This window comes from Nocardioides soli, from assembly GCF_014191495.1.
Taxonomy (GTDB): Bacteria; Actinomycetota; Actinomycetes; order Propionibacteriales; family Nocardioidaceae; genus Nocardioides; species Nocardioides soli.
The window spans coordinates 136,951-162,899 of the sequence record NZ_JACHWR010000002.1 but is presented as its reverse complement, the minus strand read 5'-3'; the positions used below and the strand labels follow the sequence as shown (position 1 = coordinate 162,899).

Annotated in this window: 23 protein-coding genes; 6 read left to right on the top strand and 17 right to left on the bottom strand. The window is 70.8% G+C overall.

Annotated features, from left to right (window positions below; all coding sequences use genetic code 11):
• Positions 1 to 2: 2 nt before the first annotated feature.
• The 3 genes from FHU40_RS11265 to FHU40_RS11255 all read right to left on the bottom strand — a co-directional run bounded on the left by FHU40_RS11265 (position 3) and on the right by FHU40_RS11255 (position 3,576).
• Positions 3 to 623, bottom strand: a complete 621-nt coding sequence (locus FHU40_RS11265; RefSeq protein WP_183592439.1) for a class I SAM-dependent methyltransferase — start codon at positions 621 to 623, stop codon at positions 3 to 5.
• On the bottom strand, positions 620 to 1,768 hold the full coding sequence (locus FHU40_RS11260) for a GTPase family protein (protein WP_221199813.1): 1,149 nt from the start codon (positions 1,766 to 1,768) through the stop codon (positions 620 to 622). Before FHU40_RS11260 ends, FHU40_RS11265 begins: the two co-directional genes overlap by 4 nt.
• Before the next feature lie 71 nt (positions 1,769 to 1,839).
• The gene (locus FHU40_RS11255; protein WP_183592438.1) at positions 1,840 to 3,576 is read right to left on the bottom strand and encodes a hypothetical protein; all 1,737 of its coding nucleotides are present in this window, start codon (positions 3,574 to 3,576) and stop codon (positions 1,840 to 1,842) included.
• 258 nt (positions 3,577 to 3,834) lie between these two features.
• Here FHU40_RS11255 and FHU40_RS11250 point away from each other — a divergent pair, with 258 nt between their 5' ends.
• Positions 3,835 to 4,581 (top strand): FadR/GntR family transcriptional regulator, encoded by a 747-nt coding sequence (locus FHU40_RS11250; RefSeq protein WP_183592437.1) that lies wholly within the window; start codon positions 3,835 to 3,837, stop codon positions 4,579 to 4,581.
• Positions 4,578 to 5,312, top strand: coding sequence for a cache domain-containing protein (locus FHU40_RS11245; protein WP_183592436.1), 735 nt, complete (start codon positions 4,578 to 4,580; stop codon positions 5,310 to 5,312). Before FHU40_RS11250 ends, FHU40_RS11245 begins: the two co-directional genes overlap by 4 nt.
• 77 nt (positions 5,313 to 5,389) lie before the next feature.
• On the opposite strand, the gene FHU40_RS11240 is transcribed toward FHU40_RS11245, so the two are convergent.
• From FHU40_RS11240 to FHU40_RS29470, 8 genes are all read right to left on the bottom strand, one after another.
• On the bottom strand, positions 5,390 to 6,784 hold the full coding sequence (locus tag FHU40_RS11240) for an ammonium transporter family protein (protein WP_183592435.1): 1,395 nt from the start codon (positions 6,782 to 6,784) through the stop codon (positions 5,390 to 5,392).
• The gene (locus tag FHU40_RS11235) at positions 6,784 to 7,821 is read right to left on the bottom strand and encodes an NAD(P)H-dependent amine dehydrogenase family protein (protein WP_183592434.1); all 1,038 of its coding nucleotides are present in this window, start codon (positions 7,819 to 7,821) and stop codon (positions 6,784 to 6,786) included. The genes FHU40_RS11240 and FHU40_RS11235 overlap by 1 nt, the downstream gene beginning before the upstream one ends.
• 12 nt (positions 7,822 to 7,833) lie before the next feature.
• Positions 7,834 to 8,124 carry a hypothetical protein gene (locus FHU40_RS11230; RefSeq protein WP_215526127.1) on the bottom strand — a complete coding sequence of 97 codons (291 nt, stop codon included), beginning with the start codon at positions 8,122 to 8,124 and terminating at the stop codon, positions 7,834 to 7,836.
• Positions 8,121 to 9,635: an FAD-binding protein gene (locus FHU40_RS11225; RefSeq protein WP_183592433.1), complete on the bottom strand. Its 1,515-nt coding sequence runs from the start codon at positions 9,633 to 9,635 to the stop codon at positions 8,121 to 8,123. Before FHU40_RS11225 ends, FHU40_RS11230 begins: the two co-directional genes overlap by 4 nt.
• Positions 9,632 to 10,918, bottom strand: coding sequence for a (Fe-S)-binding protein (locus FHU40_RS11220; RefSeq protein ID WP_183592432.1), 1,287 nt, complete (start codon positions 10,916 to 10,918; stop codon positions 9,632 to 9,634). The genes FHU40_RS11225 and FHU40_RS11220 overlap by 4 nt, the downstream gene beginning before the upstream one ends.
• 11 nt (positions 10,919 to 10,929) lie before the next feature.
• On the bottom strand, positions 10,930 to 12,366 hold the full coding sequence (locus FHU40_RS11215; protein WP_183592431.1) for an aminobutyraldehyde dehydrogenase: 1,437 nt from the start codon (positions 12,364 to 12,366) through the stop codon (positions 10,930 to 10,932).
• Positions 12,367 to 12,440: 74 nt separating this feature from the next.
• On the bottom strand, positions 12,441 to 14,012 hold the full coding sequence (locus FHU40_RS11210; RefSeq protein WP_221199812.1) for an AMP-binding protein: 1,572 nt from the start codon (positions 14,010 to 14,012) through the stop codon (positions 12,441 to 12,443).
• Positions 14,009 to 15,043, bottom strand: a complete 1,035-nt coding sequence (locus FHU40_RS29470) for a hypothetical protein (protein ID WP_221199811.1) — start codon at positions 15,041 to 15,043, stop codon at positions 14,009 to 14,011. Before FHU40_RS29470 ends, FHU40_RS11210 begins: the two co-directional genes overlap by 4 nt.
• Before the next feature lie 468 nt (positions 15,044 to 15,511).
• On the opposite strand from FHU40_RS29470, the gene FHU40_RS11200 reads away from it, so the two are divergent.
• Positions 15,512 to 16,669 carry a Fic family protein gene (locus FHU40_RS11200; RefSeq protein WP_183592430.1) on the top strand — a complete coding sequence of 386 codons (1,158 nt, stop codon included), beginning with the start codon at positions 15,512 to 15,514 and terminating at the stop codon, positions 16,667 to 16,669.
• 250 nt (positions 16,670 to 16,919) lie between these two features.
• On the opposite strand, the gene FHU40_RS11195 is transcribed toward FHU40_RS11200, so the two are convergent.
• Positions 16,920 to 17,837, bottom strand: coding sequence for a 1,4-dihydroxy-2-naphthoyl-CoA synthase (locus tag FHU40_RS11195; RefSeq protein WP_183592429.1), 918 nt, complete (start codon positions 17,835 to 17,837; stop codon positions 16,920 to 16,922).
• Between the two features lie 56 nt (positions 17,838 to 17,893).
• On the opposite strand from FHU40_RS11195, the gene FHU40_RS11190 reads away from it, so the two are divergent.
• Positions 17,894 to 18,337, top strand: coding sequence for a nitroreductase family deazaflavin-dependent oxidoreductase (locus FHU40_RS11190; RefSeq protein ID WP_183592428.1), 444 nt, complete (start codon positions 17,894 to 17,896; stop codon positions 18,335 to 18,337).
• A 21-nt stretch (positions 18,338 to 18,358) separates the two neighbouring features.
• Here FHU40_RS11190 and FHU40_RS11185 read toward each other — a convergent pair whose 3' ends face one another.
• Positions 18,359 to 18,979: a collagen-like protein gene (locus FHU40_RS11185; protein WP_183592427.1), complete on the bottom strand. Its 621-nt coding sequence runs from the start codon at positions 18,977 to 18,979 to the stop codon at positions 18,359 to 18,361.
• Positions 18,980 to 19,119: 140 nt separating this feature from the next.
• On the opposite strand from FHU40_RS11185, the gene FHU40_RS11180 reads away from it, so the two are divergent.
• Positions 19,120 to 20,445 carry an MFS transporter gene (locus FHU40_RS11180; protein ID WP_343057824.1) on the top strand — a complete coding sequence of 442 codons (1,326 nt, stop codon included), beginning with the start codon at positions 19,120 to 19,122 and terminating at the stop codon, positions 20,443 to 20,445.
• Between the two features lie 7 nt (positions 20,446 to 20,452).
• Here FHU40_RS11180 and FHU40_RS11175 read toward each other — a convergent pair whose 3' ends face one another.
• Positions 20,453 to 21,529 carry a class I SAM-dependent methyltransferase gene (locus FHU40_RS11175; protein WP_183592425.1) on the bottom strand — a complete coding sequence of 359 codons (1,077 nt, stop codon included), beginning with the start codon at positions 21,527 to 21,529 and terminating at the stop codon, positions 20,453 to 20,455.
• 104 nt (positions 21,530 to 21,633) lie between these two features.
• Between FHU40_RS11175 and FHU40_RS11170 the strand changes: the two genes are divergently transcribed.
• Positions 21,634 to 22,560, top strand: coding sequence for a LysR family transcriptional regulator (locus FHU40_RS11170; RefSeq protein WP_183592424.1), 927 nt, complete (start codon positions 21,634 to 21,636; stop codon positions 22,558 to 22,560).
• On the opposite strand, the gene FHU40_RS11165 is transcribed toward FHU40_RS11170, so the two are convergent.
• From FHU40_RS11165 to recD, 3 genes are read right to left on the bottom strand one after another with little or no spacing between them, the layout of a single operon-like run.
• Positions 22,514 to 23,407, bottom strand: coding sequence for an LLM class flavin-dependent oxidoreductase (locus FHU40_RS11165; RefSeq protein ID WP_183592423.1), 894 nt, complete (start codon positions 23,405 to 23,407; stop codon positions 22,514 to 22,516). The genes FHU40_RS11170 and FHU40_RS11165 overlap by 47 nt on opposite strands.
• A gap of 4 nt (positions 23,408 to 23,411) precedes the next feature.
• On the bottom strand, positions 23,412 to 24,038 hold the full coding sequence (locus FHU40_RS11160) for an ACT domain-containing protein (protein WP_183592422.1): 627 nt from the start codon (positions 24,036 to 24,038) through the stop codon (positions 23,412 to 23,414).
• Positions 24,039 to 24,097: 59 nt separating this feature from the next.
• Positions 24,098 to 25,909 carry an exodeoxyribonuclease V subunit alpha gene (recD, locus tag FHU40_RS11155; RefSeq protein ID WP_183592421.1) on the bottom strand — a complete coding sequence of 604 codons (1,812 nt, stop codon included), beginning with the start codon at positions 25,907 to 25,909 and terminating at the stop codon, positions 24,098 to 24,100.
• Between the last annotated feature and the right edge of the window lie 40 nt (positions 25,910 to 25,949).

Here is a 25,949-nt window from a genome sequence, read left to right as displayed (position 1 = left end):
GGTCACCGTCGCGGCTCGGCGTAGAGCGTGATCGCGTAGCCGTCGACCGGATCGAACGCGTCGCCGCCCCAGGTGCCGTAGCGCATCACCGCGTCGAGGCCGAGCACCCCGAACGCCGCGTCGACCTCGGCGAGGTCGGTCGGCGGGCAGTCGCCCGGCAGGTGCGCGGCGTCGAGGCCGTAGCCGCACACCACCACCCCACCCGGCGTCAGGTGGGCGCCCAGGCGCTCGCAGGCGTCGAGCAGCGTGCCCGGCTCGAGCAGCGGGATCGTGTTGCCGGCGACCAGCACGACGTCGAACGTCGCCCCCAGGTCGAAGGTCGCGAGGTCGCCGAGGCGCCAGTCGAGCTGCGGCGCCTCGGCCCGCGCGACCTCCAGCATCGACGCGTCGACGTCCACGCCGACCACGTCGTACCCCAGCTCCGCCAGGCGTACGGCGACGCGGCCGGTGCCGCAGCCCGCGTCGAGGACCCGCGCCGGCGGTGGCAGCAGGTCGGCCACGAACGCCGCCTCGCCATGGACGTCGCCCCCGCGCCCCGCCAGCGCCCGGAACCGCTCGGCGTACCGCGCCGCGTAGTCGTCGCCCGCCTGCGCGCGGGCGATCCGCTGCCACCTCGTGCTCATGTCGACAGCTTCCTCCGGTTCGCCTGTGCCTTGAACTCGCTCATGAAGACCCGGTGGATCGAGTCGCCGTCCAGCGCGCCACCGACCGCCCGCAGCTCGCCGCGGGCGAGCCGCTCGCACACCCGGAGCCAGGCGTGGCCCATCGCGTAGGTGAAGGTGCCGGCCACGGAGGCGTTGATCGTGCCCGCGACCGCCGTCCCGGCGCCCGGCACGAACTTGATCAGGTTGCCGACCAGCGACCGCCCGGCCGTGGTCGCGGCGGCGGTCGCGGCGATCGAGGCGGCCGTCGAGCGCTCGATCGAGATCCCGTAGGTCACCGCGATCGAGGCCATCATCGTCAGCTGGAGGGGGACGAGGACGGCGGCGTCGGAGAAGGGGATGGGGGAGGCCCCGGCGGTGGTCGCCGCGCCCGTCGCCACCTTGATCGCAGCCTCCGCACGCTCGCGCTTGCGGTCGAAGTCAATCCGCTGAGCCGCCGTGATCGCGTGGGCAACGCCCGAGGGCGCGCCGCGAAAGGTGGCATCGAGGAGCTCCTGCAGGCCGTACGCCGTCTGCCCGGTGAACTCGTCGCCCAGCGCCATCGTGTAGTGGATCAGCCCGTCCTGGATCGGCAGGTCCAGGGCGGCGATGCTGGCGGCGAGCGCCTCGGCGTCCGGGTGCACGCGGCCGCCTCCCCCGGGTCCGACACTGCGGGGCACCTGGGTGAGCACCAGGATCACCGGCAGTCCGAGCTCGTGCAGGGCGCGGACGAAGTCGCCCTCGGTCGGCTCGAAGCGCCGGTCGCCGGCGCGCACGCAGTACCACGCCACGTGGATCTGCTCCGTCAGCGGACGCCGCCGCATGTCGCGCAGGTAGTCCTTCAGCTCCGCCAGGAGCTTGTCGTTGTCGCGGCCGACCTCGAGCCCCCGGGTGTCCAGCACGCCGAGCGTCCCGCTCTGGTGCAGGTACAGGTGCTCGGCCCGGGTGACGGGCTCGCCGATGCCGGTGGCCGCGATCTCCGCGCCGAAGATCGCGTTGACGAGCGTGCTCTTGCCGACACCGGTCTTGCCGAAGATCGCCAGGTTGAACCGGCCGATCTCCGCGGCCCGGTCCTGCCACGCCTTCCCGAAGGCCTGGCCGAACCACGCATCCATGGGTTTCGACATGGCACCAGCGTCTCAGGCCGGCGCAAGCACCTTCGTCGTCGAGCCGGCGCGAGCACGCCGGCCGCGCCGGATCAGAACCGTCGCTGGTGCAGCGTGGTCACGCCGTTGCGCGACATCGCCACGCCGAGCAGTCCGCGGTGCGTGGCGGCGGCCAGCCGGAACGGCGAGCTCGCGCCGCGCTGGACCACGCTCGGCCGGGCCACGATGCGGCGGCCGCGCAGGCCGACGTGGTAGACGCCGCTGTGGAGGCAGCCCATCACGCCGCAGGTGGTGTGCGCGACCGTCGAGAAGACCACGTGCGTCAGCGACCCGTCGGTCGCGAGCGCGACCGCCTCGGCAGGGGTGCGGGTGCCGATCCGGCGCCCGTCGGTGAGCACCGTGAGGCGGCGTACCGTGCCGCCCGACCACGCCACCACCGGCTTCCGGCCGGCGTAGGCGACGTCGAAGTCGTGGACCTTCGTGGCTCGGGCGAGCACCCGGAAGGGCCGGTCCCCCGACCGCTCGAAGACGGTGAGCCGGCCGCTGCCCGTGGTGGCGCCCAGGAGAAGTCGGTCGCCGTGGGAGGCCATCCGGATCCGGCGCACCCCCTGCACCGGCAGCGACACCGGCGCCTGGTCCAGCCGGTGGTGCACCAGGCGGCCGTTGACGTCGTAGGCCAGGTGCAGCTGCGAGCCGACCCGCTCGACCTCGGGATGCAGGAAGGCGGACCGCGTCGACGCGGGCAGCGCCCGCAGCAGCTGCGCCGTGCCGCCGGGGACCGCCAGGTGCAGGCGCGGGCAGTAGACGACCCGCCCCGCCACGGTGGTGGGCTTCCGCTCCCCCCACACGACGACCGGACGCCCGTCGGTGCCGAACGACATCCCGACGCCGTCGTTCTGATCGATCGTCCGGTCCAGCGTGCGGGCACCACCGGGTCCGAAGTAGTGCACCGCGTACCCCGTCGCGCCGCGCGCGGCGACGTGCGGCCGGCCGCCCCGGTCGTAGCCGAGCTGGACGTCCATCATCCGGTCCGCGCGTCCGACGACGCGCTTGCTCCAGCGCGGGGCCGGCCGACGCGTCGGCACTGGGAGCTCGGTCCGGGACGCCGCCGCGTCGGGCGCCATCCGCGCCGGAGCTCCGCAGCTCGCCCCGTCCTGCCCCGATCCGTCCGTTCCGGGACCGCCGGCACCACCGGCGCCGCCGCCACCACTGCCGCCACCGGAACCGCCGGCGGTGGTGATGTCGAGACTGACGAGGGCGCGCTGCTGCGGGCGCTCGGCGTACGCGATGGTCCCCGCGGCATGCGCCCCGGCGTGCACCGCGGCCACGTCGTCCGCGCCACCGGTTGCGAGGAACGACGGCCGCGACTCGGCGTCCGCACCCGTCACCTGCAGGGCGACGTAGTCCCCGGCCGCGACCGGCAGGCTCAGGCCGAAGGTGCTGGTGCTGTCGGTGCTCGACGTGGGCGCGAAGGTGACGCGCGCCGAGCGGACCACCGTGTACGACGTGCCGGTCCGCGACAGGACCAGCACGGTCCCGTCGGTCGTCATCAGGCCACCACCGGCGATCGCGCCGTGCCGCACCCGCAGCCGGCTGAGGGTCCCCGCCACCGGCACCAGCGTGGTCGCCGGACCGGACACCTGCAGCGCCGTACAGGTCGCCGTACCGCAGTCGAGCGTCGGCACCCCGTCCAGCGTTCCGATGGTGACCGTGCTCCCGCTCGTGGCCGGCGCACCGGCCGACACCGGCGCCGTCACGACGCTCGGCAGGGTCACGACCAACACCGCCGCGACGAGGGCGGCCAGCAGCGAGAAGGGGCGTCTGCGCATGCGGCCGGACCATAGCCTCACCCGCACGGCCGCACACCTTGTTGCCGACCGGTGTTGCCGACCGGTCTGGACAGGGGCCTGTGACGTACGTCGCGGAAAGCCTCCTGCCGAGCGATCGGCGATCCGGCACTCCGCACCAGGACGTCTCGATCCGCCGATGACGGACCCGTCGCCGCTCACGGATCGAGCAAACATATAGACCTGACGTATTGAGGGCTAGACTCCTGGCCACCGCATCGGGCGAGAGGAGGGGCGGCGATGGGCGCGGAGCATTCGATCCTGATCGCGCCCCTGGGCGCCGCCGGTCGCGCCGACGAGATCGCGGTGCGCATCTCGGAGGCCATCCAACTGGGACTGCTCTCCGACGGCGAGCGGCTGCCTCCCGAGGCGGAGTTCGCCCAACAGTTCGGCGTCTCCCCGGTCACGCTGCGCGAAGCGATCGCCACCCTGCGTGAGCGCGGACTCATCGAGACCCGTCGTGGTCGCACCGGCGGATCCTTCGTGCGCCGCGCTGCCGAGCCGGACGAGTCGCCGGACATCGCGCGCCTCCGCGGGCTGTCGGCGACGGCACTTCGAGACATCGCCGACGAGCACCTGGCGATCGCGACCACGGCCGCGACCCTTGCCGCGGAGCGGGCTTCGGAGGCCAGCATCAAGCGCATCTTCCAACTGGCGGACCAGTTGAGGGTGGCCTCGACCCGCAGCGACCGGATGAAGGCCGACAGCCGATTCCACATCGAGGTCGCGATAGCGACGCGCTCGGAGCGTCTGACTCGCCACGAGGTGGCGATCCAGGCCGAGACGATCGGCCTGCTGTGGACCTCCCACCTCCCCGACGACGAGATCGAGGCCCAGCACGACGAGCATCTGGCCATCGCGACCGCGATCGCCCAGGAGGACAGCGAGACCGCCGGAGCGCTGGCGAAGCAACACGTCTCGAACAACCTGAGGCGACTCACGACCACGTACCTGTCTCTGACGCGACCGACGAGGGGGCAAGCATGACCCGGCCACGCGCCGCCACCAGGACTCGCCTCGACGAGGTCTGCTCCTGGATCCAGGAGCAGATCGACGCGCGCCTGCAACCGCTGCTCGGCTACGCGACGGCCCTGGTCGACCTGGTCGACGCCTCGGGCCAGAGCCCCCTGACCTCGTCGGCCGTCGAATCCCTCAATCCTCAGGTCGAATCGATCATCGACGGGTCGGCAGCCATCATCGGCAGTGGATTCATCGCGGCTCCGGGGACGGTCGACGCTGCCCCGCGCTACATGCTCTGGCTCCAGCAACGCGGCGATGCGATCAAGCGGCTCCGGCTCAACTTCGACACCTCCGACCTCGAGGCCTACGACTACGTCGACATGGACTGGTACCTCCGGACCGACCATCGGCGATGCCCGACGCTGGTCGGTCCGTACCTGGACTACTCCGGCTCCGACGCCCTGGTCATCACCCTCGTGGTGCCCGTCGTCGCGGGCGACACCTTCCTCGGCGTCGTGGCCGTCGACCTCATGGCCCAGGCCGCCGAGGAGCTCATCACGACCGAGCTGTGTCAGCTCCGGGGAGACGCCGTGGTCGTCAACCGCGACCGGACGATCGTCGCGACCAACTCCGTCCGCTGGATGCCCGGCGAGAGGGTCCTACGCATGCCGGACCAGGACCCCGGCGGGTACCGGGAAGTCCTGCCGGTCGGGGACTGGTCGGAGTGGCAGATCGCCGTCGCCGAGCCGGAAGGCTGACGAAAGGGCTGACGCCCTCCCGCACCCGCGAGGGAGCAGAAGGGCGCCAGCCCCGACAGACGCCGTCGTGCTCGGCGCTACCGTGCCGGTTCCGGAACCCGGTGACCACCTGCCGACGATGTCGTCGTGGAACGCGGCGTCCACCGGGCGGCGTCGGTGCCGTTGACCTCGTCCTCCGGGTCGACGCGCAGCCGCATGAAGGTCCCCAGGACACCGACCAGCAGCGCAGCGGAGATCGCGCCGATCGCAATCGTGACGACGATGCCGACGAGCTGCCACCACAGGTTGATCTCGGCGTGCTGGAACCCGAAGTCGCCCTCGAGACCGAAGTAGCCCCCCGTCGGGGTGCCCCAGGCGATCAGGCCGACCAGGATGTCTCCGGCCACCGCCGCACAGGCCAGGGGGAAGACCTTGCCGTCGTCGATCCCACGCTTGCCGACCCAGGTGTAGGCGACCGCGACGACCACCGGTCCGGCGACGGCGACGACCGCCGTCTCCCAGGGCTTGAGGACGTCGAACGCGGTCGTGTTGGCGACGTAGGCGGAGATCGGGCCCAGGATCGCGTGCACCGGGTTCTTGGTCCGGTAGGCGATCGCGGCGCCCACCAGGCCTCCGACGACGAAGGAGACGAAGACGTTGATGTAGACCACGCCCAGGCCCGAGGTCGTCATCGAGACGCCGTAGTAGCCGTCCTCGGGGACGAAGAACCCACAGCCCATCACGATCAACGGGGCGGCGAACAGCAGCACGACCACGCCGAACAGCGCCATCGGCACGCTGTTGGGTGCCCAGGTCGCGGTCTCCCCGGGCTTGGGGAAGAGTCCGATCCGCGGCTTCAGCTTGATGGTGAGCACCAGTCCGAACGCGCCGGCGAAGATGTACGCGCTGTAGGCCCCGACGAAGTCGTGAAGGCCGGCGTTCGTCAGGGGGCTGGTCGACCCCCAGGTCAGCCAGAGCACGACCGGATAGATCACGCCGCCGATGGCGGCGGACATGATGTAGAACGGCCCGCTGCGGACCCGTTCGGACGCCGCCGTGTGCACCAGGGCGCACACGAAGCCACCGTAGACAGCGAGGAAGACGAAGAAGATCTGCGAGTTGCCGACACCGGGCGCAACCGAGGAGTCGATGTTCTGCGCGTAGTCGTTGAGGAAGGTGCCCCCGAACCACCAGTCCTTGAAGGCCTGCGAGAGTCCGTTGTCGACGGCGAACGCCTTGTTGTACTGGTAGTTCCACAGCGCGAACCCCGCGACCATGTAGGCCCCGGTGCCGATCGTGAACGCAACGAGCTTCTGCACGGCCGTCGACAGGGCGTTGACGGGCCGCACGAGCCCCACGTCGACGAGCACCAGCCCCAGCAGACCGAGCACCACGGCGGTCGCGGCCATGATGTAGAAGAAGTTCTGCGTGAAGGCGTCGGAGCTGACCTGGTCGCCGAACGTGTCGGTCGCGGCCAGGATGACCGGGCTCATCAGCGGCCCTTCTCGGTCAGGTAGGTGTGGAGCCCGAAGGCGCGGTACTTCAGCCGAGGCAGCTTCTCGATGGTCACGAAGCCGGGTTCGGCGTTGATGACGTCCGGGATCCGGTTGACCATCTGGGTGCAGGTCGTGATCTGCGTCGGGACGGTGCCGTTGGACAGGACGAGGTCGGGCTCTCCCTGGATCTCCCACTCGTTGATGTCGCCGTCGGCCTCGCCGTAGACGCGGCCCGACATCTCGAAGGTGAGGACCGGACCCTCCTCTGTCTGGATCTCGTCGATGTCGGTGAAGCCGATGACCTGCCCGGCGTCCACGTCGAGGTCGAGCGCCTGGGAGTGCATCGGACCGATAGCGACGTCGGGCCGGGTGGTCGAGGCGATGGACTTGACCGTCAGGCCCGTGTCCGCGACCAGGGCGTCGAGGACGTTGCGCCCGAACGTCGGGGGACGCTCGGCACCCCTGAGCCACTCCTCGAACTCCTCGACGGACCTGCCGACCTGCTGGTCGCTCGCGACCTCGGGGCCGTAGTCGTCGACGTTCCAGCTGGCGTGACCGGTGACGTGGTCGATGTGGTGCGAGGTGCCCATCATCATCGCCACGATGTTGACCCAGTAGGTGTCCTGGTGCCCGGTGCCGGTGAGGGTGGCCCCGGTGCGCCTGGCGATCGTGTCGAGCTCGGCGGTGATCTCGGGCGAGGTGTTCCAGGGGTAGAGGGCCTCCTCGGAGAGCGTCACGGCGTTGACGCCGGCCTCCGCACAGATGCGCAGCTGCTCGACGGCGTCGGCCATGTAGCTGTTGACGGCGATCACGGCCACGTCGGCGCCGGAGGCGGCGAGCGCCGCCTTGGCATCGTCGGTGACGGTGACGCCCAGCTGCCTGCCCAGACCGGTCAGGTCTCCCAGGTCCCTGCCGACCTTGTCCTTGCTCCGGGAGATCGCGGCGACGATGTCGACGTCCTTGTCCAGAAGCATGCGAGTGGCGATGGAGTTCATCGCTCCGACGCCGTAGATGACGGCCTTGATGCGGTTCATTGCCTTGACTCCCTACTCGGTTTCCGAACTGGTCGTCGGTCCGGGGTCGGGCCCCTCGCCGGCGAGTACTACTTCATCTGCGAACTCGGCGTGGACGGCGTCGAGGTGGTCCCACCGCGCGGCGACGATCCGCTTCGTGTCCCAGGTCGCCATCCGCTGTTGCTGGAAGTGGGCTCCCATGAGATCGGGATCCACCTCGAAGACGTGCTCGAAGCGTTGGATGACCTGATCGGTGACGCGCTCGGGCTCCGGCGGAGCCTGCTCCGCCGGCACCCAGCGTCCGAACCGGTACTCCTCACTCACGGCGCCACCTCCTCGTACGCCTCGTCGAGGCTCTGCTTGCCGGGGTTCATGATGTTGTGGGGGTCCAGGGCCCGCTTGATGGTCTTCATGACCTCCCAGGAGGCGCCCATCTCGGTCGGAACCAGCTCGGCGTCTCCGGCCCTGGTAGCGCCGTGGCAGGAGGACATCGACCCGCCGTGGTCGATCGCCACCTGGGCGATCTCTCGCTTGAGGGACACGAATGCCTGCCAGGACTCCTCGTCCATACGGTCCTCCCACAGGCCCATGTCGATCTCGACGAGGACGTCGCCCCAGGGCTTGTGTGCTCCGTTGGTGTACTGGAAGGCACCCCAGTCGTCGAAGATGTCGTACCGCTCGACGTATCGCTGGGCGATCTCGTGCCACTTCCGCAGCACCTCGGGAACCTCGCTGTAGGGGATCGCGGCGTCCTCGCAGTGCCAGGACATCGGCACGACCTTGCCGTCCTTGTCGCGCCCGTGGAGCGGGTTGGCGTAGCGGTCGTGGCGGGCGGCCCAGTCGCCGGCGGCGATCTCGTCGCCGATGTAGCGGCCGCCGAGGCTGCGTCCCAGCTCCATGACCTTCTGCGCGCCGACCTCGACCTCGGCCTTGGTCCCGAAGAGCGAGGCGGCGCACACGGCCTTCACCCAGTCCGGCTGGATGATGTAGGCCTCGTCGTCTCGGCGCAGGTACTCGACCTTCTCCGGGTCGAACATCATGACGCCGCCCAGCGTGGCCAATCCGCTCTTCGCGATGACCGAGAACGTCTGGTACGCCGTCTCGTAGTCCTCGAACAGGAAGAACGCTGCGAACTCGGCCTCGGCCCTGGGGACGAGCTCCAGGGTCGCCTCGGTGACGATGCCGAGGGTGCCCTGGTGGCCCATGAAGAGGTGCTTGAGGTGGTAGCCGGTGGAGGACTTGCGGATCTTGCGTCCTCCCCCGTCGCCGACCTCGATGATCTCCCCCGTGGGGGTCACGATCTCGAAGGAGATGACGAGGTCGCGGGTGTGTCCGTAGCGCGCGCCGAGAAGTGACAGCCCGCTCGTTCCGATCCGGCCGCCGACCAACGCGCACGCGTAGGAGGCGGGGTCGTCGGGGTAGATGACACCGTGCTTCTTCAGGGACCGGTTCAGGGTCTGCATGTTGATGCCGGGGCCGACCGTGACGGTGTTGTTGACCAGATCGATCTCCTTGATCTGGTCCATCCGCTTGATGTCGACGACGATGCCGCCCTTCATGGGCACCGCGCCGTCGGCCAGCCCGGTGCCTCCCGCGCGGGGTACGACCGGGATCTTGTACTCGTTGGCGAGCTTGACGATCTGCGAGACCTGCTCGGCCGTCCGCGGCAGGACGACGACGTCCGGGATGAACTCCTCCCACCGGTGGACGGGGAAGGGCGCGGGGACGCGGGCTCGGTTGAACCGGCTGGACCTGCCGGTCAGGACCGCGTCGTCCTCGCCGAGGATCGCGTGGAGCCGCTCGAGAACCTCGGCGCCGATGCCGGTGGTGGTCACGGGCGCGTCCTTCCGCCGATCTCGATGCCGGCCGACTCCGCGACGAGCTCGATGATGTCCTTGACGTCGATGCCGGCCTCGTCGCCCGCGGCGGTGAGGGGGCGCTCGGACCACACACACGCCGAGACCAGGGTGTCGACCTCCAGCTCCGCCGCCTTCTCCAGTCGCCGTCGGCTGATCTCGGCGGTGATCTCGGGCTTCTCGATCGGCAGGCCGCCGCCACCGCCGGAGCAGTAGGACCACTGGGTGACCCGGTCGACGTCCTTGAAGGTCAGGCCGGGGATCGCCCGCAGGATCTCCCGTGGCGCCTCGTGGATGCCCTTGCGCTTGTTGAGCCGGCAGGGGTCGTGGTAGGTGACCACCCGGTCGATCGGCTTGGTCAGCTTCAGGCGACCGTCGCGGATCAGCTCCGCGACGAGGTCGATGATCTGGACGACCTCGAAGTCGAAGTCGTCGCCGAAGTACGCCGGGTAGTCCTCGGTGAAGTGGACGTAGTCGTGCGGCTCGATGGCGATGATGCGCTTGACGCCGGACTTGCGCCAGTCGTCCACGTTGTGCCGGGCGAAGCGCATCGACTGCTCGACGTAGCCCATCTCGGCGGCGGGACCGCCGCAGCACCACTGCTCGTTCATGAGGCCGAACTCGTAGCCGGCGAGCTGGAGGATCTGGGCGGTGGCTCGCGGGATGGAGGTGCGGTAGTAGGCGGCCTCGCAGTCGACGAACATGATGGTGTCGCCACCGATCGGGATGTCCAGGCCCTCGGCCCAGTCGCGGACCTGCGCCTGACCGTTGGGCTGGTCTCCCTCGACGCCGAGCACGGGCTCGTTCTTGAGCTCGTTGGTCAGGCGGTTCCAGACCTTCCAGCCCTCGCGGTCCAGGCCCTTGTCGACGAGCATGGCGCGCATGGCGCGCACGACCTTCACGGTCTCGGTGCGGGCTCGGTAGAAGTCTCCGACCATGAGGGTGTTGGGGCAGCGGACCTCGCAGCCGCCGCACTGGGTGCAGTGCACGTAGTCGTCGGCGACGTCCTCGACGGTGAGGTGCCCCTTCTCCAGCGCGATGACGTTGGCATGGAAGGCGGTCGGGGTGTGGTTCTCGTTGCGGGTGACCTGGGTGACCGGGCACACCTCGCGGCAGAACTTGTGTCCGGAGGAGAAGCAGCCGGTCGCGTTCTCGTGCCACTTCTCGACGAAGGCCTGCTCGACCTCGCCCAGGATCTGGGGCGTGCCGAGGTCGACCGTCGTCGGGGGCGTGGCCTCGTCGTGTTCGTGCGTGTTGCTCATCGCTGGCCCTTTCAGACGGACTTCGTCATGACGTGCTTGATCCGGGTGTATTCCTCCAGGCTGTAGACCGACATGTCCTTGCCGTAGCCGGACTGCTTGAAGCCGCCGTGGGGCATCTCGGACATCACGGGGAGGTGGTCGTTGACCCAGACGCAACCGAAGTCGAGCTCGCGCGCAGCTCGAGCGGCGTGGTTGAGGTTCTGGGTCCAGATGGAGGAGGCGAGGCCGAAGTCGATGTCGTTGGCCCACGCGAAGGCCTGGTCGACGCTCTCGGCCCGCTGCACCGAGACGACCGGGCCGAACTGCTCGGTCTGGACGATGACGTCGCCCTGGCTGGGGTTGAGGACCACGGTCGGCTCGATGAAGTAGCCCCTGCCGGGGATCGCCCGGCCGCCGGTCGCGATCGTTCCGTCCGTCTTGGCGAGGACGTCGAGGATCGACTGCCGGTGGGCGGCCGAGACGACCGGCCCCAGGTCGAGATCCTCGGTCTCGGCCGGGTTGCCGACCTTGAGGCCAGCCACGGCGGGGACCAGCTTCTCGACGAGACGGTCGTAGACGCCGGGGGTGGCGATGACACGACAGGCGGCGGTGCAGTCCTGTCCGGAGTTGACGAAGCCCCCCAGCAGAATGCCGTCGACGACGGCGTCGACGTCGGCGTCGTCGAGCACGATGACCGGCGCCTTGCCCCCCAGCTCCAGGTGGGCCTTGGCGACATGGTCGGCGGCGACCTTGGCGATGTGACGCCCGGTGCCCGTGTCCCCGGTGACGGAGACGAGTCCGATCCGGCGGTCGCTGACCAGCGAGTCGCCCATGTCGGCGGCCGAGCCCGAGAGGACGTTGAAGACGCCCGCGGGGAAGATGTCCTTCGCGAGCTTGGCGACGTACAACGCCGTCAGGGGGGTCTGCCGGGAGGGCTTGAGGACGCTGCAGTTGCCGGTGGCGAGCGCGGGGCCGAACTTCCATGCGGCCATCAGGAGTGGGTAGTTCCAGGGCGCGATGCCGGCCACCACACCGATGGGCTCACGTCGGACGTAGGACTCGTACCCGTTGAGGTACTCGCCCCCCGCACGACCCTCGAGTGAACGCGCGGCACCCGCGAAGAACCGGAGGTTGTCGACGACGAGGGGGACCTCGTCACGGGCGACGGGCATGGGCTTGCCGACGTTGCGCGACTCGAGCATCGCGAGATGGTCCGCATTGTCCTCGATCGCCCCGGCGAGCGCCAGCAGCATCTCGGCCCGCTCGCCGGGGGTGGTGCGCCGATAGGTCGTGAACGCCTCCGTCGCGGCGGTGACCGCTGCGTCCACGTCCGCGGCGTCACTGGCCGGCACCTGGGCCAGAACCTCCTCGGTGGCGGGTTCGACGACGTCCAGGAGCCGACCGGAGCGGGCCGGCACCAGCTGGCCACCGATCAGGTTCAGGGCGCTCACATCATGGGGATCAAGCATCGTTGTGCTCCTCTGTGGTCTTCTCGAGATCGAGGTCTCGGCCCGGTGTGCGACCGAGCCTCGGGTTGGCGGGCTTAGAGGCCGGACCCGCTGCCTGCGGTGGTCGGCGCTGCGAGCTGCTTCTTGAGCTCGAACTTCTGCACCTTGCCGGTGGAGGTCTTGGGCAGCGTCGCGAACTCGAACCGGTCGGGGATCTTGAATCTGGCGACCCGGTCGACGAGGTGGTCGCGCAGCTCTGCCGCCGAGACGGTGGACCCGTCGCGGAGGGAGACGAAGGCGACCGGTCGCTCGCCCCAGTGCTCGTGAGGCATCGCCACCACCGCCGCCTCCTGCACCGCGGGGTGCTCCAGGATCGCCTGCTCGACCTCGACCGAGCTGATGTTCTCCCCGCCGGAGATGATGACGTCCTTGGCGCGGTCGCGGATCTCGACGTACCCGTCGGGATGCCTGACTGCGAGGTCGCCGCTGCGGAACCAGCCGTCGGGCACGGCGGCGGCCGTCGACTCGGGGTCGAGGTGGTAGCGCGGCGTCACGTTGTTGCCGCGCATGGCGATCTCGCCGACGGTGGTCGCGTCGGCCGGGACGTCGAGACCGTCGCTGTCGACCACCCGCACCACGTCGGAGACGATGTTGCCGATCCCCTGCCGAGCCTTGAGCCGGTCCTGCTCGTGGAGGGGAAGGTCGTGCCAGTGGTCCCGCCACTCGTTGATGACGGAGGGGCCGTAGGTCTCGGTCATGCCGTACAGGTGCACGATCTCGAGACCGCAGCGACGCGCCCGGGCCAGGAGGGCAGGGGCGGGCGGCGCCCCGCCGGTGGCGACCCACACGGACCTGTCGTCGACGGTCGGCCCGGCGGGATCGGCGGTGAGTGTGGAGAGGACGGTCGGTGCCGCGCACAGGTGGGTGATGGAATGGTCGGCGATGGCGTTCCACACGGCGCCCGCTTCGACCCTCTCCAGGCAGACGTGCGTGGCGCCGGCCGCCGTGACCGCCCAGGTGAAGCACCAGCCGTTGCAGTGGAACATGGGCAGCGTCCACAGATAGCTCGACGAGGGCCCCATCCCGGAGTGGAACGCCATCGCCAGCGACTGCAGGTAGGCGCCGCGATGGGTGTAGACCACGCCCTTCGGCGTCCCCGTCGTGCCGCTGGTGTAGTTGATGGCGATCGTCGCCCGTTCGTCCCTGACGGCGGCGCGGTAGGGCATGGCGACGGCCAGCGCGGCCTCGTACTCGGCTCCGGTCACCAGGGTGGTGATGTCCAACCCGCTCAGCCTGATGGCGTCGCGAGCCAGGTCCTCGAGCGCCGCGGCGACGATGAGGATCTTGGCTTCCGAGTGCCGCAGGACGTAGGCGATCTCTGCGGCGCTGAGCCGGGAGTTCAGCGGCACCAGGACCCCGGTGGCGTAGGGAACCCCGTAGTGCGCCTCGAGCATCTCGTGAGTGTTGGGTGCCAGGACGGCGACGCGACCACCAGCACGGAGGTCGAGCTCGAACAGCGCCCCGGCGAGGCGCGTCGCCCGGAGATGCAGCTCCCCGTAGGTGTAACGGGTCTCGCCGTCGATGAGGGCGACCTTGTCCGCGTACGCAGCAGCGGCGCGATCGAGGAAGCCGACCGGGCTCAGCGGGGTGTCGTCGTGCCGCATCATCGGCGCCCTCCCGCGAGACGCGAGCCCTTCGATGCGAGGTCGCGGGCGGCGAGATCTCCCATCGAGAGCAGCCCGGGCCGGGCCTCGATCACGGCCGCCGCGGTGTTCACGGCCGCGGCGATGGTGCTGAGGAACGACTCGAAGCCCACCGTGGAGGAGAGGTCGAGGACCTGCTCCTCGCCCTCGATCCGGTAGTCGTCACCGGCCTGGACCGTGTCGGCGCCGGCGAAGAAGCCGAACATGATCTCCAGGTCGATGACCGCCCGGTCGCCGATGCGGCCGCGTGCCGCATGGGTGACGGCGGCGATCTCACCGGGCTCGATCGTCACGTGGTCGCCGCAGCGGCGTTCCCGGCTCACCAGCGCGGGCGTGACCTGGTCGACGTCGATGCCGTCGAGGCTCCACCCCAGACCGCCGGCAACCGCGCTGATCGCCTGCTCGAAGCCGTAGTGCCCGACGACCTCGCCCTCGGCCTGCGCGGCCGCGAACTCCTCCGGAGTGAGGCCGAGCCCGAACTTCGTCAGGATCGCCCCGTAGCGCGACATGTTCGTGCGGCGCCGGATGACGACCCGCTCGACACGCTGGGTGAGGACCGTCAGGAGCAGCGGGAGCGTGTCCATGAGGACCCCGGGGTTGGCACCCGTGCCGAGCACGGTGACGCCGTGCGACCTGGCCGCGTCGTCCAGCCGGCGGGCCAGCTCGGGATGGCTCGCCCACGGATACGACAGCTCCTCGCAGATGCTGAGGACGTTGTACGAGCGCTCCAGCAGCGGAAGGAGCGTGTCCGCGACCTGGCTCAGGTCCGACGTCGTCGCGACGACGGCGAGCTCGGCCTCGGGGAGCTCGGCCGGGTCGCCGACCACCGACACGTCGAGCGGCCCGGTGCCGAGGACCGCGCCGAGGTCGGTGCCGATGGTCACTGGGTTCTTGTCGGCGGCTCCGACGATCTGCAGGTCGCTGCGCCGGACGAGCGATTGCGCCATCGCCACGCCGGTGGCTCCGAGGCCCACGAGGACCACACGGTTGGTCACGGTTCTGCTCCTTCACTGACCGGGAACAAACCGGAAACATACAGGGTAATCGGATTTAAGGGTAGCCCAGATCACACTCCTTCTCGGTCGACCGGGGAGCGAGCGGCGAAGCGTCCGGGAGTCAGCGCGGACTGGCGCCCGACTGCCGGATGAGCCCGGGGAGCGGGCGGATCATGGGGCTTGGTTGGCTGTACGTCGGATCCTGGAGCACCGCGGTCATCTGTGAGCCCGTCGCGCTCGCCAGAGCGACTACTCCGTCGCAGCTCGCATTACGTCGGCGCTCGCCGTGCGAGGGGTCTAGGTCCGGTCTCCGCGGACCGACCCCTGTCGCTTCACCTGGTTGACGTCCTCGACCCAACGCGACGGGTTGTGCCCCCTGGCCCCACGAGCGCTGTCAGTATGTCTCTTAATAAGTGACATAGCGCGCCTTGCACGATAGTGTTGTCACTTATTAAAGGACATACGGACATGACTTCACTCTTCACCTCCCCCGACCCCGATCTCGAAGATCAGCGCGTCATCAGCGAGATCCACGACACGCGCGCGTCGCTCGCGGACTACCTGCGCGCGCCCAAACGCTGGAACGGACTGCTCCGGCGCACCTCGACCGCGCGCGCGATCCAAGGCTCTAACACCATCGAGGGCTACACCGTCAGCGATGAAGACGCCGTCGCGGCTGTCGATGACGAACCCCCACTCAGCGCTAACCAGGCAACCTGGCTGGAGATTCTCGCCTACCGCCGAGTCCTCACCTACGTCCTCAACGTGGCGACCGAGCCCGGCTTCGTGATCGACGCGGCTGTGCTGCGTTCGATGCACTTCATGCTGCTCGATCACGACCTGTCTAAGACACCCGGTCGTTACCGCACCAAGGAGATCTTCGTCCGCGACGACAAGCGCGGCATCAACGTATACGCGGGTCCGGACGGCGACTTGGTGCCGGAGCTAATGCGGTTGCTATCCAAGTCGCTGTCAACGCCCACAGCCGACGATCCGCTGGTGCGCGGGGCAATGGCGCATCTCAACCTCGTGATGATCCACCCGTTCCGCGACGGGAACGGACGTATGGCCCGGGCGCTCCAGACCATGGTGCTCGCCCAGGACCAAGTAGTCGAGCCGACCTTCTCCAGCATCGAGGAGTGGCTCGGCAACAACACCCAGGACTATTACGACGTCCTCGCCGCGACCGGGCACGGTGCCTGGAACCCCGACAACGACGCGACGCTGTGGGTGAAGTTCAACCTGCGGGCGCATCACATGCAGGCCCAGACGATGCGCCGTCGATTTGACGAGGCCGAGATCCAGTGGCGCAAGATCGACGAACTGGTCGCAGCGCACCGCCTCAACGACAGGATCGGCGCAGCGCTCTTCGACGCGTTGATCGGGTTGCGCGTGACACGGCCCTCCTACGTGAAGCTCACCGAGCTCGACGAACGGACCGCCACACGCGACTTGGTCAACGCCGCCGACATCGGCCTCCTGGAGGCTCGAGGCGAGCGCCGAGGCCGCCACTACGTGGCCGGCGAGCCACTCCGACAGATCCAGGCCGAACTCAGAGCCGAGCGGAAGCCACTGACCGATCCGTACCCCACTCTCATCGGCGAAATCAGACGAGCACTGCCGTGAGGTCTTCGACAAGCAACGTCGCCCGCTGCGCCCCGCCCAAGACATCGCATCGGGGAGGACGTACCACTCGGCGGGTCGCGAGGATCCCTAGTCCTCCTAACACCCTCCTGACGTCAGGCTCGATGAGGAGTGGCCGCGACCGAGCGGGCACTCGGAAGCCTCTGGCGTACCGCACTCGCGACGCCATGTGCACAGTAGGACGCGTGACTAGCGGCCAATCAGCACTCTGACCTGCGCGAACGCGTCAGATCTAGTAGTACCAGGGGTACGGCGACCAGTCCGGGTCCCGCTTCTCGAGGAACTGGTCGCGCCCCTCCTGGGCCTCCTCGGTCATGTAGGCCAGGCGGGTGGTCTCGCCGGCGAAGAGCTGCTGCCCGACCAGGCCGTCGTCGATGAGGTTGAAGGAGTACTTGAGCATCCGCTGGGCCGTGGGCGACTTGCCGTTGACCAGCCGGCCCCACTCCAGCGCGACCTTCTCGAGCTCGGCGTGGGGGACGGCGCGGTTGACGGTGCCCATCCGAACGCCGTCCTCGGCGGAGTACTCCTGGCCGAGGAAGAAGATCTCGCGGGCGTACTTCTGGCCGACCTGGCGGGCGAGGTACGCCGAGCCGAAGCCGCCGTCGAACGAGCCGACGTCGGCGTCGGTCTGCTTGAAGCGCGCCTCCTCGAGGCTCGCGAGCGTCAGGTCGCAGACGACATGCAGGCTGTGGCCGCCGCCGGCGGCCCAGCCCGGGACGACGCAGATGACGACCTTGGGCATGAAGCGGATTAGCCGCTGCACCTCGAGGATGTGCAGCCGTCCGAGCTTGGCCTTGTCGACCGTGTCGGCGGTCTCGCCCTCGGCGTACTGGTAGCCCGCGCGGCCGCGGATCCGCTGGTCGCCGCCACTGCAGAAGGCCCACTTGCCGTGGGTGGCATCGGGTCCGTTGCCGGTCAGGATCACGCAGCCGACATCGCTCGTCGTGCGGGCGTGCTCCAGGACCCGCAGCAGCTCGTCGACGGTGTGCGGCCGGAAGGCGTTGAGCACGTCGGGTCGGTCGAAGGCCACGCGGACCGTGCCGTGCGCCTTCGCCCGGTGGTAGGTCAGGTCGGTCAGGTCCTCGAAGCCGGGCACGGCGTCCCAGTCGGCGGCGTCGAAGATCTCCGACACGCCCTCGATTGCGCTCATGGATCGAGAGGCTATCGCCGGGGAATGCGGGCGCCCCGAGCGGGCATTGACCCGGTATGGCACTAGAAGGCGAGTACGAGCCCAGCCCGCAGCAGTGGGTGCGCGACCAGGTCGAGGAGTTCGAGGCCTCGAACGGCCAGCGCGCGAACATCCTGAGGGGCAAGCCGGAGTGGCCGATCGTGGTCATCACCTCCCAGGGTGCGCAGTCCGGCAAGCTCCGCAAGAACCCGGTCATGCGGGTCGAGAAGGACGGCGTGTACGCCGCGGTCGCGTCGAAGGGCGGCGCGCCCGAGCACCCGACCTGGTACCACAACTTCCTCGCCCACCCGGAGGTCGACCTCCAGGACAAGGCCGAGAAGCACACCTACCGCGTGCGCGTCGCCGAGGGCGCGGAGCGCGCGGAGTGGTGGGAGCGCGCGGTCGCGCAGTACGCGCCGTACGCCGAGTACCAGGAGAAGACCGACCGGGAGATCCCGGTCTTCCTGCTCGAGCGGGTCTGACGACCGCGCCGCCCGGACCGGTCAGCTCGGGCAGTACGCCGTGATCGTGAAGGGGAAGCTGCTCAGCGCCCAGGTGCCGACACCGCCCTGCACGCCGTACCCGTAGGTGCGCACCATCGCGGACGTCGCGGTCTCCGCGTCCGCCCAGATCGTGCGTGGCTGCGCGAAGTCGGATCCGTTCAGCGTCGCCGCCAGGGCGCAGTTCGAGATGTCGCGGCCGAACTCGACGGAGAAGGTGCCGTTCGTGTGCCAGTCGGCCGCCACGACCTCCGGGGCGTGGTGCACCAGGTCGCCGAAGGCGTCGACCGACGCCCAGATGGCGACAGCGTCCCGGCCGTTCCTGCCGGGCTGGCCCTGCTGACCGGCTGGTCCCGTGCCTCCGGACGGGCCGACCGGGCCCGCGGCGCCGTCCCTGCCCGCGGGTCCGGCGGAGCCGCGCAGGCTGGCGACCGTGCCCGGGGCGAGGTCGCGCACCTTGATGGTGCCGTCCTTGATCTTGGGTGAGGTGACGGCGTTCTTGGCCAGTTGCTTGGTGGTGATCTTGGCGGCCGCGTAGGCGCTGGTCATGCCGGTCGCCACGACGAGGGCGAGGATGGCGAGCACGAGGGCAGCAGGGCCGAAGGCCCGGTCGATGCGCTTCACGATGTCCTTTCGAGGGTCCGTGGAGCGGCACGAACGGGATTCTGGTCGACGCCCGCAGGCTGGTCGGGCGTCCTCGTGAGGCTACCGCCCGTTGGCCGATTCGGGACAACGGGGACGGCGGGCGCTCCACAATGTGCGATGTGACGACCGCCAGTCCGCCCGACCCGTCCGCGCTCGGCGTACGCCGCTCCGCGCTGGCCGAGCCGCTGCAGAGCCCGCCCGCGCGCTGGGTGGCGTTCCTGACGTTGGCCAGCATCGGGCTGTGGGCCGGCTTCTTCGGTCCGATCCAGGTCCTGCTCGCGCAGCAGGCCGAGGCGATCGACGCCGACAGCAAGAAGCAGATCCTCTCGCTGGTGCTCGGGCTGGGCGCGGCGACCTCCGTGGTGTGCAACCCGGTGTTCGGGGCGTTCTCGGACCGCACCACGCTGCGGATGGGCCGACGGCTGCCGTGGGTGATCGGCGGCGCGACCGGCGGCGCGCTGTCGCTGCTGGTGCTCGGCGTCGCCGACGGCGTCATGGTGATGGCGATCGGCTGGTGCGGCGTCCAGGCCGCCCTCAACGCGATGCTGGCCGCGGTCACCGCGACCGTGCCCGACCAGGTACCGGTCAGCGCTCGGGGGCGGGTCGGCGGCATCCTCGCGATCGCGCAGACCATCGGCGTGGTGGCCGGGACCGGGATCGCGTCTGCGACCGGCAGCATCGCGGCCGGCTACACGGTGACGGCGCTCGTGCTCATCGCGCTCACCGTGCCCTGGTGCCTCGACTCCCGCGACCTCGCGCTGGCGCCCGCCGAGCGACCGGGTGCGTTCGACTGGGGCGCGTTCCTGCGCGGCTTCTGGATCTCGCCGCGCGCCCACCCCGACTTCGCGTGGGCCTGGATCACCCGCTTCCTGGTCAACCTCTGCAACGCGCTCGGCCTGCTCTATCTCCTCTACTACCTGCAGGACGTGCTCGGCTTCGACAAGGACGAGGCGGCCGACCGGGTCTTCCTGCTCACCGCCGTGTACGCCGTGGTGCTGATGAGCACCGCGGTCGTCTTCGGCATCTGGAGCGACCGCAGCGGCCGCCGGAAGGTCTTCGTGATCTGGTCCGGTGTCGTCGCCGGCGCCGCGACGCTGCTGCTCGCGGTCGCCCAGACCTGGCCGGCTGCGGTCGTCGCGGCGGTGCTGATGGGACTCGGCTACGGCATCTACGTCTCGGTCGACTTCGCCCTGATCACCCAGGTGCTGCCGGGGGCGGAGGACCGCGCCAAGGACCTCGGGGTCATCAACATCGCCAACGCGCTGCCCCAGGTCTTCGCACCCGGCATCGCGGCGGTGATCCTGATCGTCGTCGAGGCCCTCGGCGGGATCACCGAGACCGCCGGCGACGGCTTCTCCGTGGGCTACTGCGTCCTCTACCTGTGCGCCTTCGCGGTCGCGGTGCTCGGCTCGGTCCTCGTCACCCGGATCAGGTCGGTGCCGTAGCCACCGCTCAGGGGCGGACCTCGTAGACGTCGTTGAACGGCGTCTGCGCTGCCAGCCGGAACCGGGTGAACCCCGCCTGCTCGACCACGTCGCGGATCCGGGCCGGGCCCGCCTGGGTGCCGAGCGCGGCGCCGACCGGCTGGGACAGCGAGGCCGGCGTGCAGAGCAGGGTGGAGAAGCCGTAGTAGGCGCGGCCGACCGGGTTGAGGTTGTCCTCCACCCGGTCGCCGGCGGTCGGCTCGACGATCATCCAGGTGCCGTCCGGGTCGATCACCGAGCGCACGTGCCGCGCCGCGCCGACCGGGTCCCCCATGTCGTGCAGGCAGTCGAACATGGTCACCAGCTGGTAGCCCCCACCACCGAGCTCGGTGGCCGAGGCGACCTCGAACCGGATCCGGTCGCCGACCCCCGCCGCGGTCGCCCGGTCGCGGGCGGTCGCGATCGACGCCGCGTGGTAGTCGGACCCCAGGAACGACGAGCGCGGGTAGGCCTGCGCCATCAGCACCGTCGACGAGCCGTGCCCGCAGCCGACGTCGGCGACCCGGGCGCCGCTCTCGAGCTTCGGGACCACGCCGTCGAGCGCCGGCAGCCAGGCGGACACCAGGTTGGCGGCGTACCCCGGACGGAAGAACCGCTCGCACCCCTCGTGGACGTCGCCGGTGTGCTCGTGCCATCCCACTCCCGTGGCCGTCCGCGCAGCCTCGACGATCCGGTCGGCGTCGTGCACGGTGCCGAGGGCGATCTGGAAGAACCCCGGCAGGTACGCCGGGCTGGTCTCGTCGGCCAGCGCCACGGCGTGCTCCGGTGGCAGCGTGTAGCGACCCGAGCCGGCGTCGTACTCGACGTACCCTCCGGCCGCCTGGGCGTTGAGCCACTCGCGGGCGTAGGGCAGCCCCGTCTCCGTCCGGGCGGCGAGCTCCTCGGGCGTCGTCGGCCCGTGCTCGGCGAGGTCGCGGTAGTAGCCGAGCCGGTCGCCCAGGTGCACGAGGGCGCAGCCGAGCGTGGCGCCGACCTCGTCGACGGCCCGGAACACGAAGGCCATCAGCTTGTCGGTGTCGATCTGGGGGGACGCGTCGGTGGTCATGGCGCTCCTCCTTCCGTTCGTCGGTGGAGGGCTGACGCTAGGAAGCGCCTCCATTAGCATCAAGACTGATCACTTCAGGGAGTTCAGTGATGCTGATAGGCCAGGTGCGGTCCATCCGCGTGCTCTGCGCGATCGCGGAGCACGGATCCTTCTCCGCTGCGGCCCGCTCCCTCGGGATGACCCAGTCGGCCGTCAGCCAGCACGTGGCCCTGCTCGAGCGCGAGACCGGACTGCCGGTCGTCGACCGCGGCACCCGGCCGGTCGAGCTCACCGAGGCCGGGGCGGTGCTGGTGCGCCACGGACGGGCCGTGACCCGGCAGCTCGAGGACGCCGAGCAGGCCCTCGCCGAGCTCGCCGGCCGGCGTGCCGGCCGGCTGCGACTCGGCGGCTTCCCGACCGCGCTGACGTCGTTCGTGCCGGCAGCGATCGCCCGGTTCCGCGAGGAGGCCCCCGAGGTCGCGCTGACGATGGTGGACGACCACATGCAGGGCCTGCTCCCCCGCCTGGAGCAAGGTGAGCTGGACCTGGCCGTGGTCTACGAGAACCCCGGCCTCCCCGGCGGGCTGCCCGGTCGGCTCGCGCTGACGCCGCTCTTCGACGACCGCTTCCGGGTGTTGCTGCCGGCGTCGCACCGGCTGGCCCGCCGGCGCGCGCGGCTGCGGCTCGCCGACCTCGCGGACGAGGCTTGGGTGGGCGGCCGCGCCGGCAGCGCCTGGTTCCGGATCGTGCTGCACGCGTGCCGCTCCGCCGGCTTCGAGCCGCGGACCCAGCTCGCCACCGACGACCACCGGGCGGTGCAGGCATTCGTGGCGGCGACCCTCGGAGTCGCCGTCGTCCCCGGACTCGCCGCCGACAACCCCCAGCCCGGCGTCGTCGTCCGCGACCTCGCCGACGCCGTCCCGGTGCGCCGCATCGGTGTCGCGCACCGCGCCGACGAGCCGGCGCCGACGCCGGTACGGCTGATGGTCGACGTGCTCCGCGACGCTACGGCAGTACGCCGTGCCGGACGTGCGGCGCGACGTCGCGCATGACCCGCTCCAGCTGTCGCTCGTGGTCGGCGAGCGGCCACACCAGCACCAGGTCGGCGCCCGCGGCGGCGTAGGCGCTCAGCAGTTCGGCGCACGGCTCGGGTGGCCCGACCAGCACCCGACCCGCCAGCTCGCGCTCCGGACGACCGAGCACGTCCGCAAGCCGCGCGACCCGGTCGCCGCGCTCCCGTTCATCGTCGGTCACCCAGGTCCACAGGGTGGCGACCGTGCAGGGCAGCCGCCGGCCCGCCCGCTCCGCGACCAGCGCACGGCCGCGTGCGAGCTCCGTCGGCGTCGTGTTGTACGCCGAGGCCAGCCATCCGTCGCCGAGCCGGGCCACCCGCCGCAGACCGGCCGGCGATCCCCAGCTGGCGATCCAGATCGGCGGGCCGCCCGGTCGCACCGGCCGCGGCTCCAGCGCGGCCGCCCCGTCGTCGATCCCGAGGTGGGACCGCACCGCCCGGACCGCCTCCTCGAACCGCGACCAGCGTCGGTCGAAGTCCGCGCCGACCGCCGCATGGTCGGCGCGGGACGAGCCGGCACCCAGGCCGAGCACCAGCCGACCGCCCGACAGGACGTCGAGCGCCGCGGCCGCCTTCGCCAGCGCGGCCGGGCCCCGCACGGCCGGGAGGGCCACGGTGGTCGCGAGGTCGAGGTCGCCGCTCGCGCCGACGACCGAGGCGAGCGCCACGATCCCGTCGAGCCACGGCCGCTGGAAGACCAGGTGGTCGTTGGCGGCCAGGGTGGTGAACCCGAGCTCGTCCGCGACCCGCGCGTAGGACGGGAGACTCGACACCGGCCAGCCCCGACCGTCCAGGTCGACCAGCGGCAGGTGCGCGCCGTACCTCATGCCGTCAGTGCGCGTGGGCCTTGGCAGCGGTGCGCGAGATCGACATGGCGAGGCCGACCAGGTGGCCGAGCCGGGCGATCTCGGAGTCGAGGAACCCCGGGCCGCCCCGGCGACCGATCACCACGATCTCCGACTTGTTGAGCCGGGCCGCGCAGGCGACCGCGTTGTCGTCGCCGATCTCCAGCGGCGCGGCGCGGTCGACGGGCACCCAGGTGAGGTCGCCGGGCGCGGCCTCCGTGGTGTATACGATGCCGTCGATCTTGCTCACCCGGACCGCCCAGTCGGCGCGGAAGGTGACCGGCAGCAGGTCGATGAGCCGGTCGAGCGCGCCCTCGGGATCGGCGGTCAGCTCCTCGACGGCCTCGAGGTCGAGGAACAGGTTGCCGCCCGCGGCGTACCGACTGATCCAGACGACCCGGACGCCGTCGAGGGCGTTGCAGGCCGAGACGATGGAGTCGGGCATCGAGCCGGGCGCGATCTCCAGGAGCACGTCGTCGACGGCGGTGCCGTCGTGCCGCTTCTCCACGATCTCGATGGCGCCGATGTCACCGCCGACCTCACCGATGGCACCCGCGAGCCGACCGAGCGATCCGGGGACGTCGGGCAGCTCAACACGCAGCAGGAAGGGCATCACGCACTCCAATCTCCCCCGACCCTAGCCCCGAACTGTTGCGTCCGGGTTTCGTCCGATCACTCCGCGGGCGCCGCCAGCCGCAGCCGGAGCCCGGTCGCGCGCTGCGCGCGGGTGGCGACCGCGGCGCGGACGGCGGCCTCGGAGCCGACCACCCGCACGTGGTGCCGGGCCCGGGTGACCGCCGTGTAGAACAGCTCGAGGGTGAGCAGCCGGGAGCCCTCCTCGGGCAGCAGCACCGTGACCCGGTCGGCCTGGCTGCCCTGGCTCTTGTGGATGGTCATCGCGTGCATGGTCTCGACGGCGTCGAGGCGGCCGGGTGCGAACTCCTTGAGCCGCTCCGACCCCGCCACGAACGCCCGCCGCCGCGCGCCCTGCCGCACCACCACGCCGGTCTCGCCGTTGTAGACGTCGAGCGCGTAGTCGTTGCTCGTCACCAGCAGCGGCCGGCCGACGTACCACGGGCCGTAGACCTCGACGTCGGGGTCCTCGCCGAGCCAGCGCTCGACCCGCTGGTTCCAGCGGCGTACGCCGTAGGGGCCCTCGCGGCGGGCGCAGAGCAGCCGGTAGCGGTCGAGCTCCTCGAGCGCGCGGGCGGGGTCCTCGGCGCTGGCGGCCTCCCAGACCGCCCGCGCGGCAGCGAGCGACTCGGGCCGCAGGGCGGCCTCGACCTCGGCCTCGTCGGAGGTCTCGATCCAGGACACCTGTTCGGACGGCGCCCGGAGCGCGCCGAGCACCGCGTCGGCGTCGCCCGTGCGCAGCGCGTCGGCCAGCGACTTGATGTCCTGCTCCGAGCGGAAGTTGGTGGTGAGCGCCGACACCGGGGAGTCGGGGCGCGCGTCGTAGCCGGCCACGAGGTCGCTGAGCACCGCGCCGGCGCCGACCGACGTGAGCTGGCGCGGGTCGCCGACCAGCACGAGCCGGCACTCGGGGCGCAGCGCCTCGAGCAGGCGGCCCATCATCGTCAGCTCGACCATCGACGACTCGTCGACCACGACCACGTCGTACTTCAGCCGGTTGCCGCGGTCGTGGCGGAAGCGGGTCGCGTTGTCGGGCCGCCAGCCGAGCAGCCGGTGCAGGGTCAGGCCGTCGAGACGCCCGACGAGCCCGGGTGCCTCCGGCCACGACTCGGCGACCGCGCCGAGCTCGGAGACCACGGCCTCCTGGAGCCGGGTGGCGGCCTTGCCGGTCGGGGCGGCGAGCGCGATCGCGAGCCGCCCGTCCTCGCCGGCCGCCTGATCGGCCAGCAGCGCCAGCAGCCGGGCGACCGTCGTCGTCTTCCCGGTGCCGGGGCCACCGGTGAGGATGGTGGTCCGCCGGTGCACGGTCGCGACCACAGCCGCCCGCTGCTCCGCGCTGAAGTGCCCCGCCTCGACGCGGGCCAGCGCGGCCTCCAGCCGGGCCTCGTCGACCGCGGGTGGCGCCAGGGCGAGCCGGGCCTCGAGGTCGTCGTGGACCTGGGTCTCGAGCCGGTGGTAACGGTCGAGGTAGAGCAGCCCGAGCTCCCAGCGGACGGCGCCGGCGGCCACCAGCGGCGACGCCTCGATGGCGGCCACCCAGGCGGCCGGGTCGGGCCAGTCGAGGTCGGGCGCGGTCTCGGCGACCGTGGCGAGGTCGAGGCAGACCGACCCACGGCGTACGGCGCGCACCGCGAGCGCTACCGCCAGCAGCACCCGCTCGTCGTCCTCGTCGCCGAGCGCGCCCATCCGGGTCGCGACGTGGAGGTCGGAGGAGGTGAGCACCCCGGCGGCGTTGTACGTCGCGAGCAGCCCGGTCGCCCCGGTCGCGATCCGCCAGTCGTGCTCGCCGGTCGGCTCGAACAGTGGTTCCTGAGGAGCCGAGGGACGAGGCGTCTCGAAGGGCTCAGTCATCGGGTGTCTCCGTCCGGGAGGCACCGGGCGGCGGTGGGAG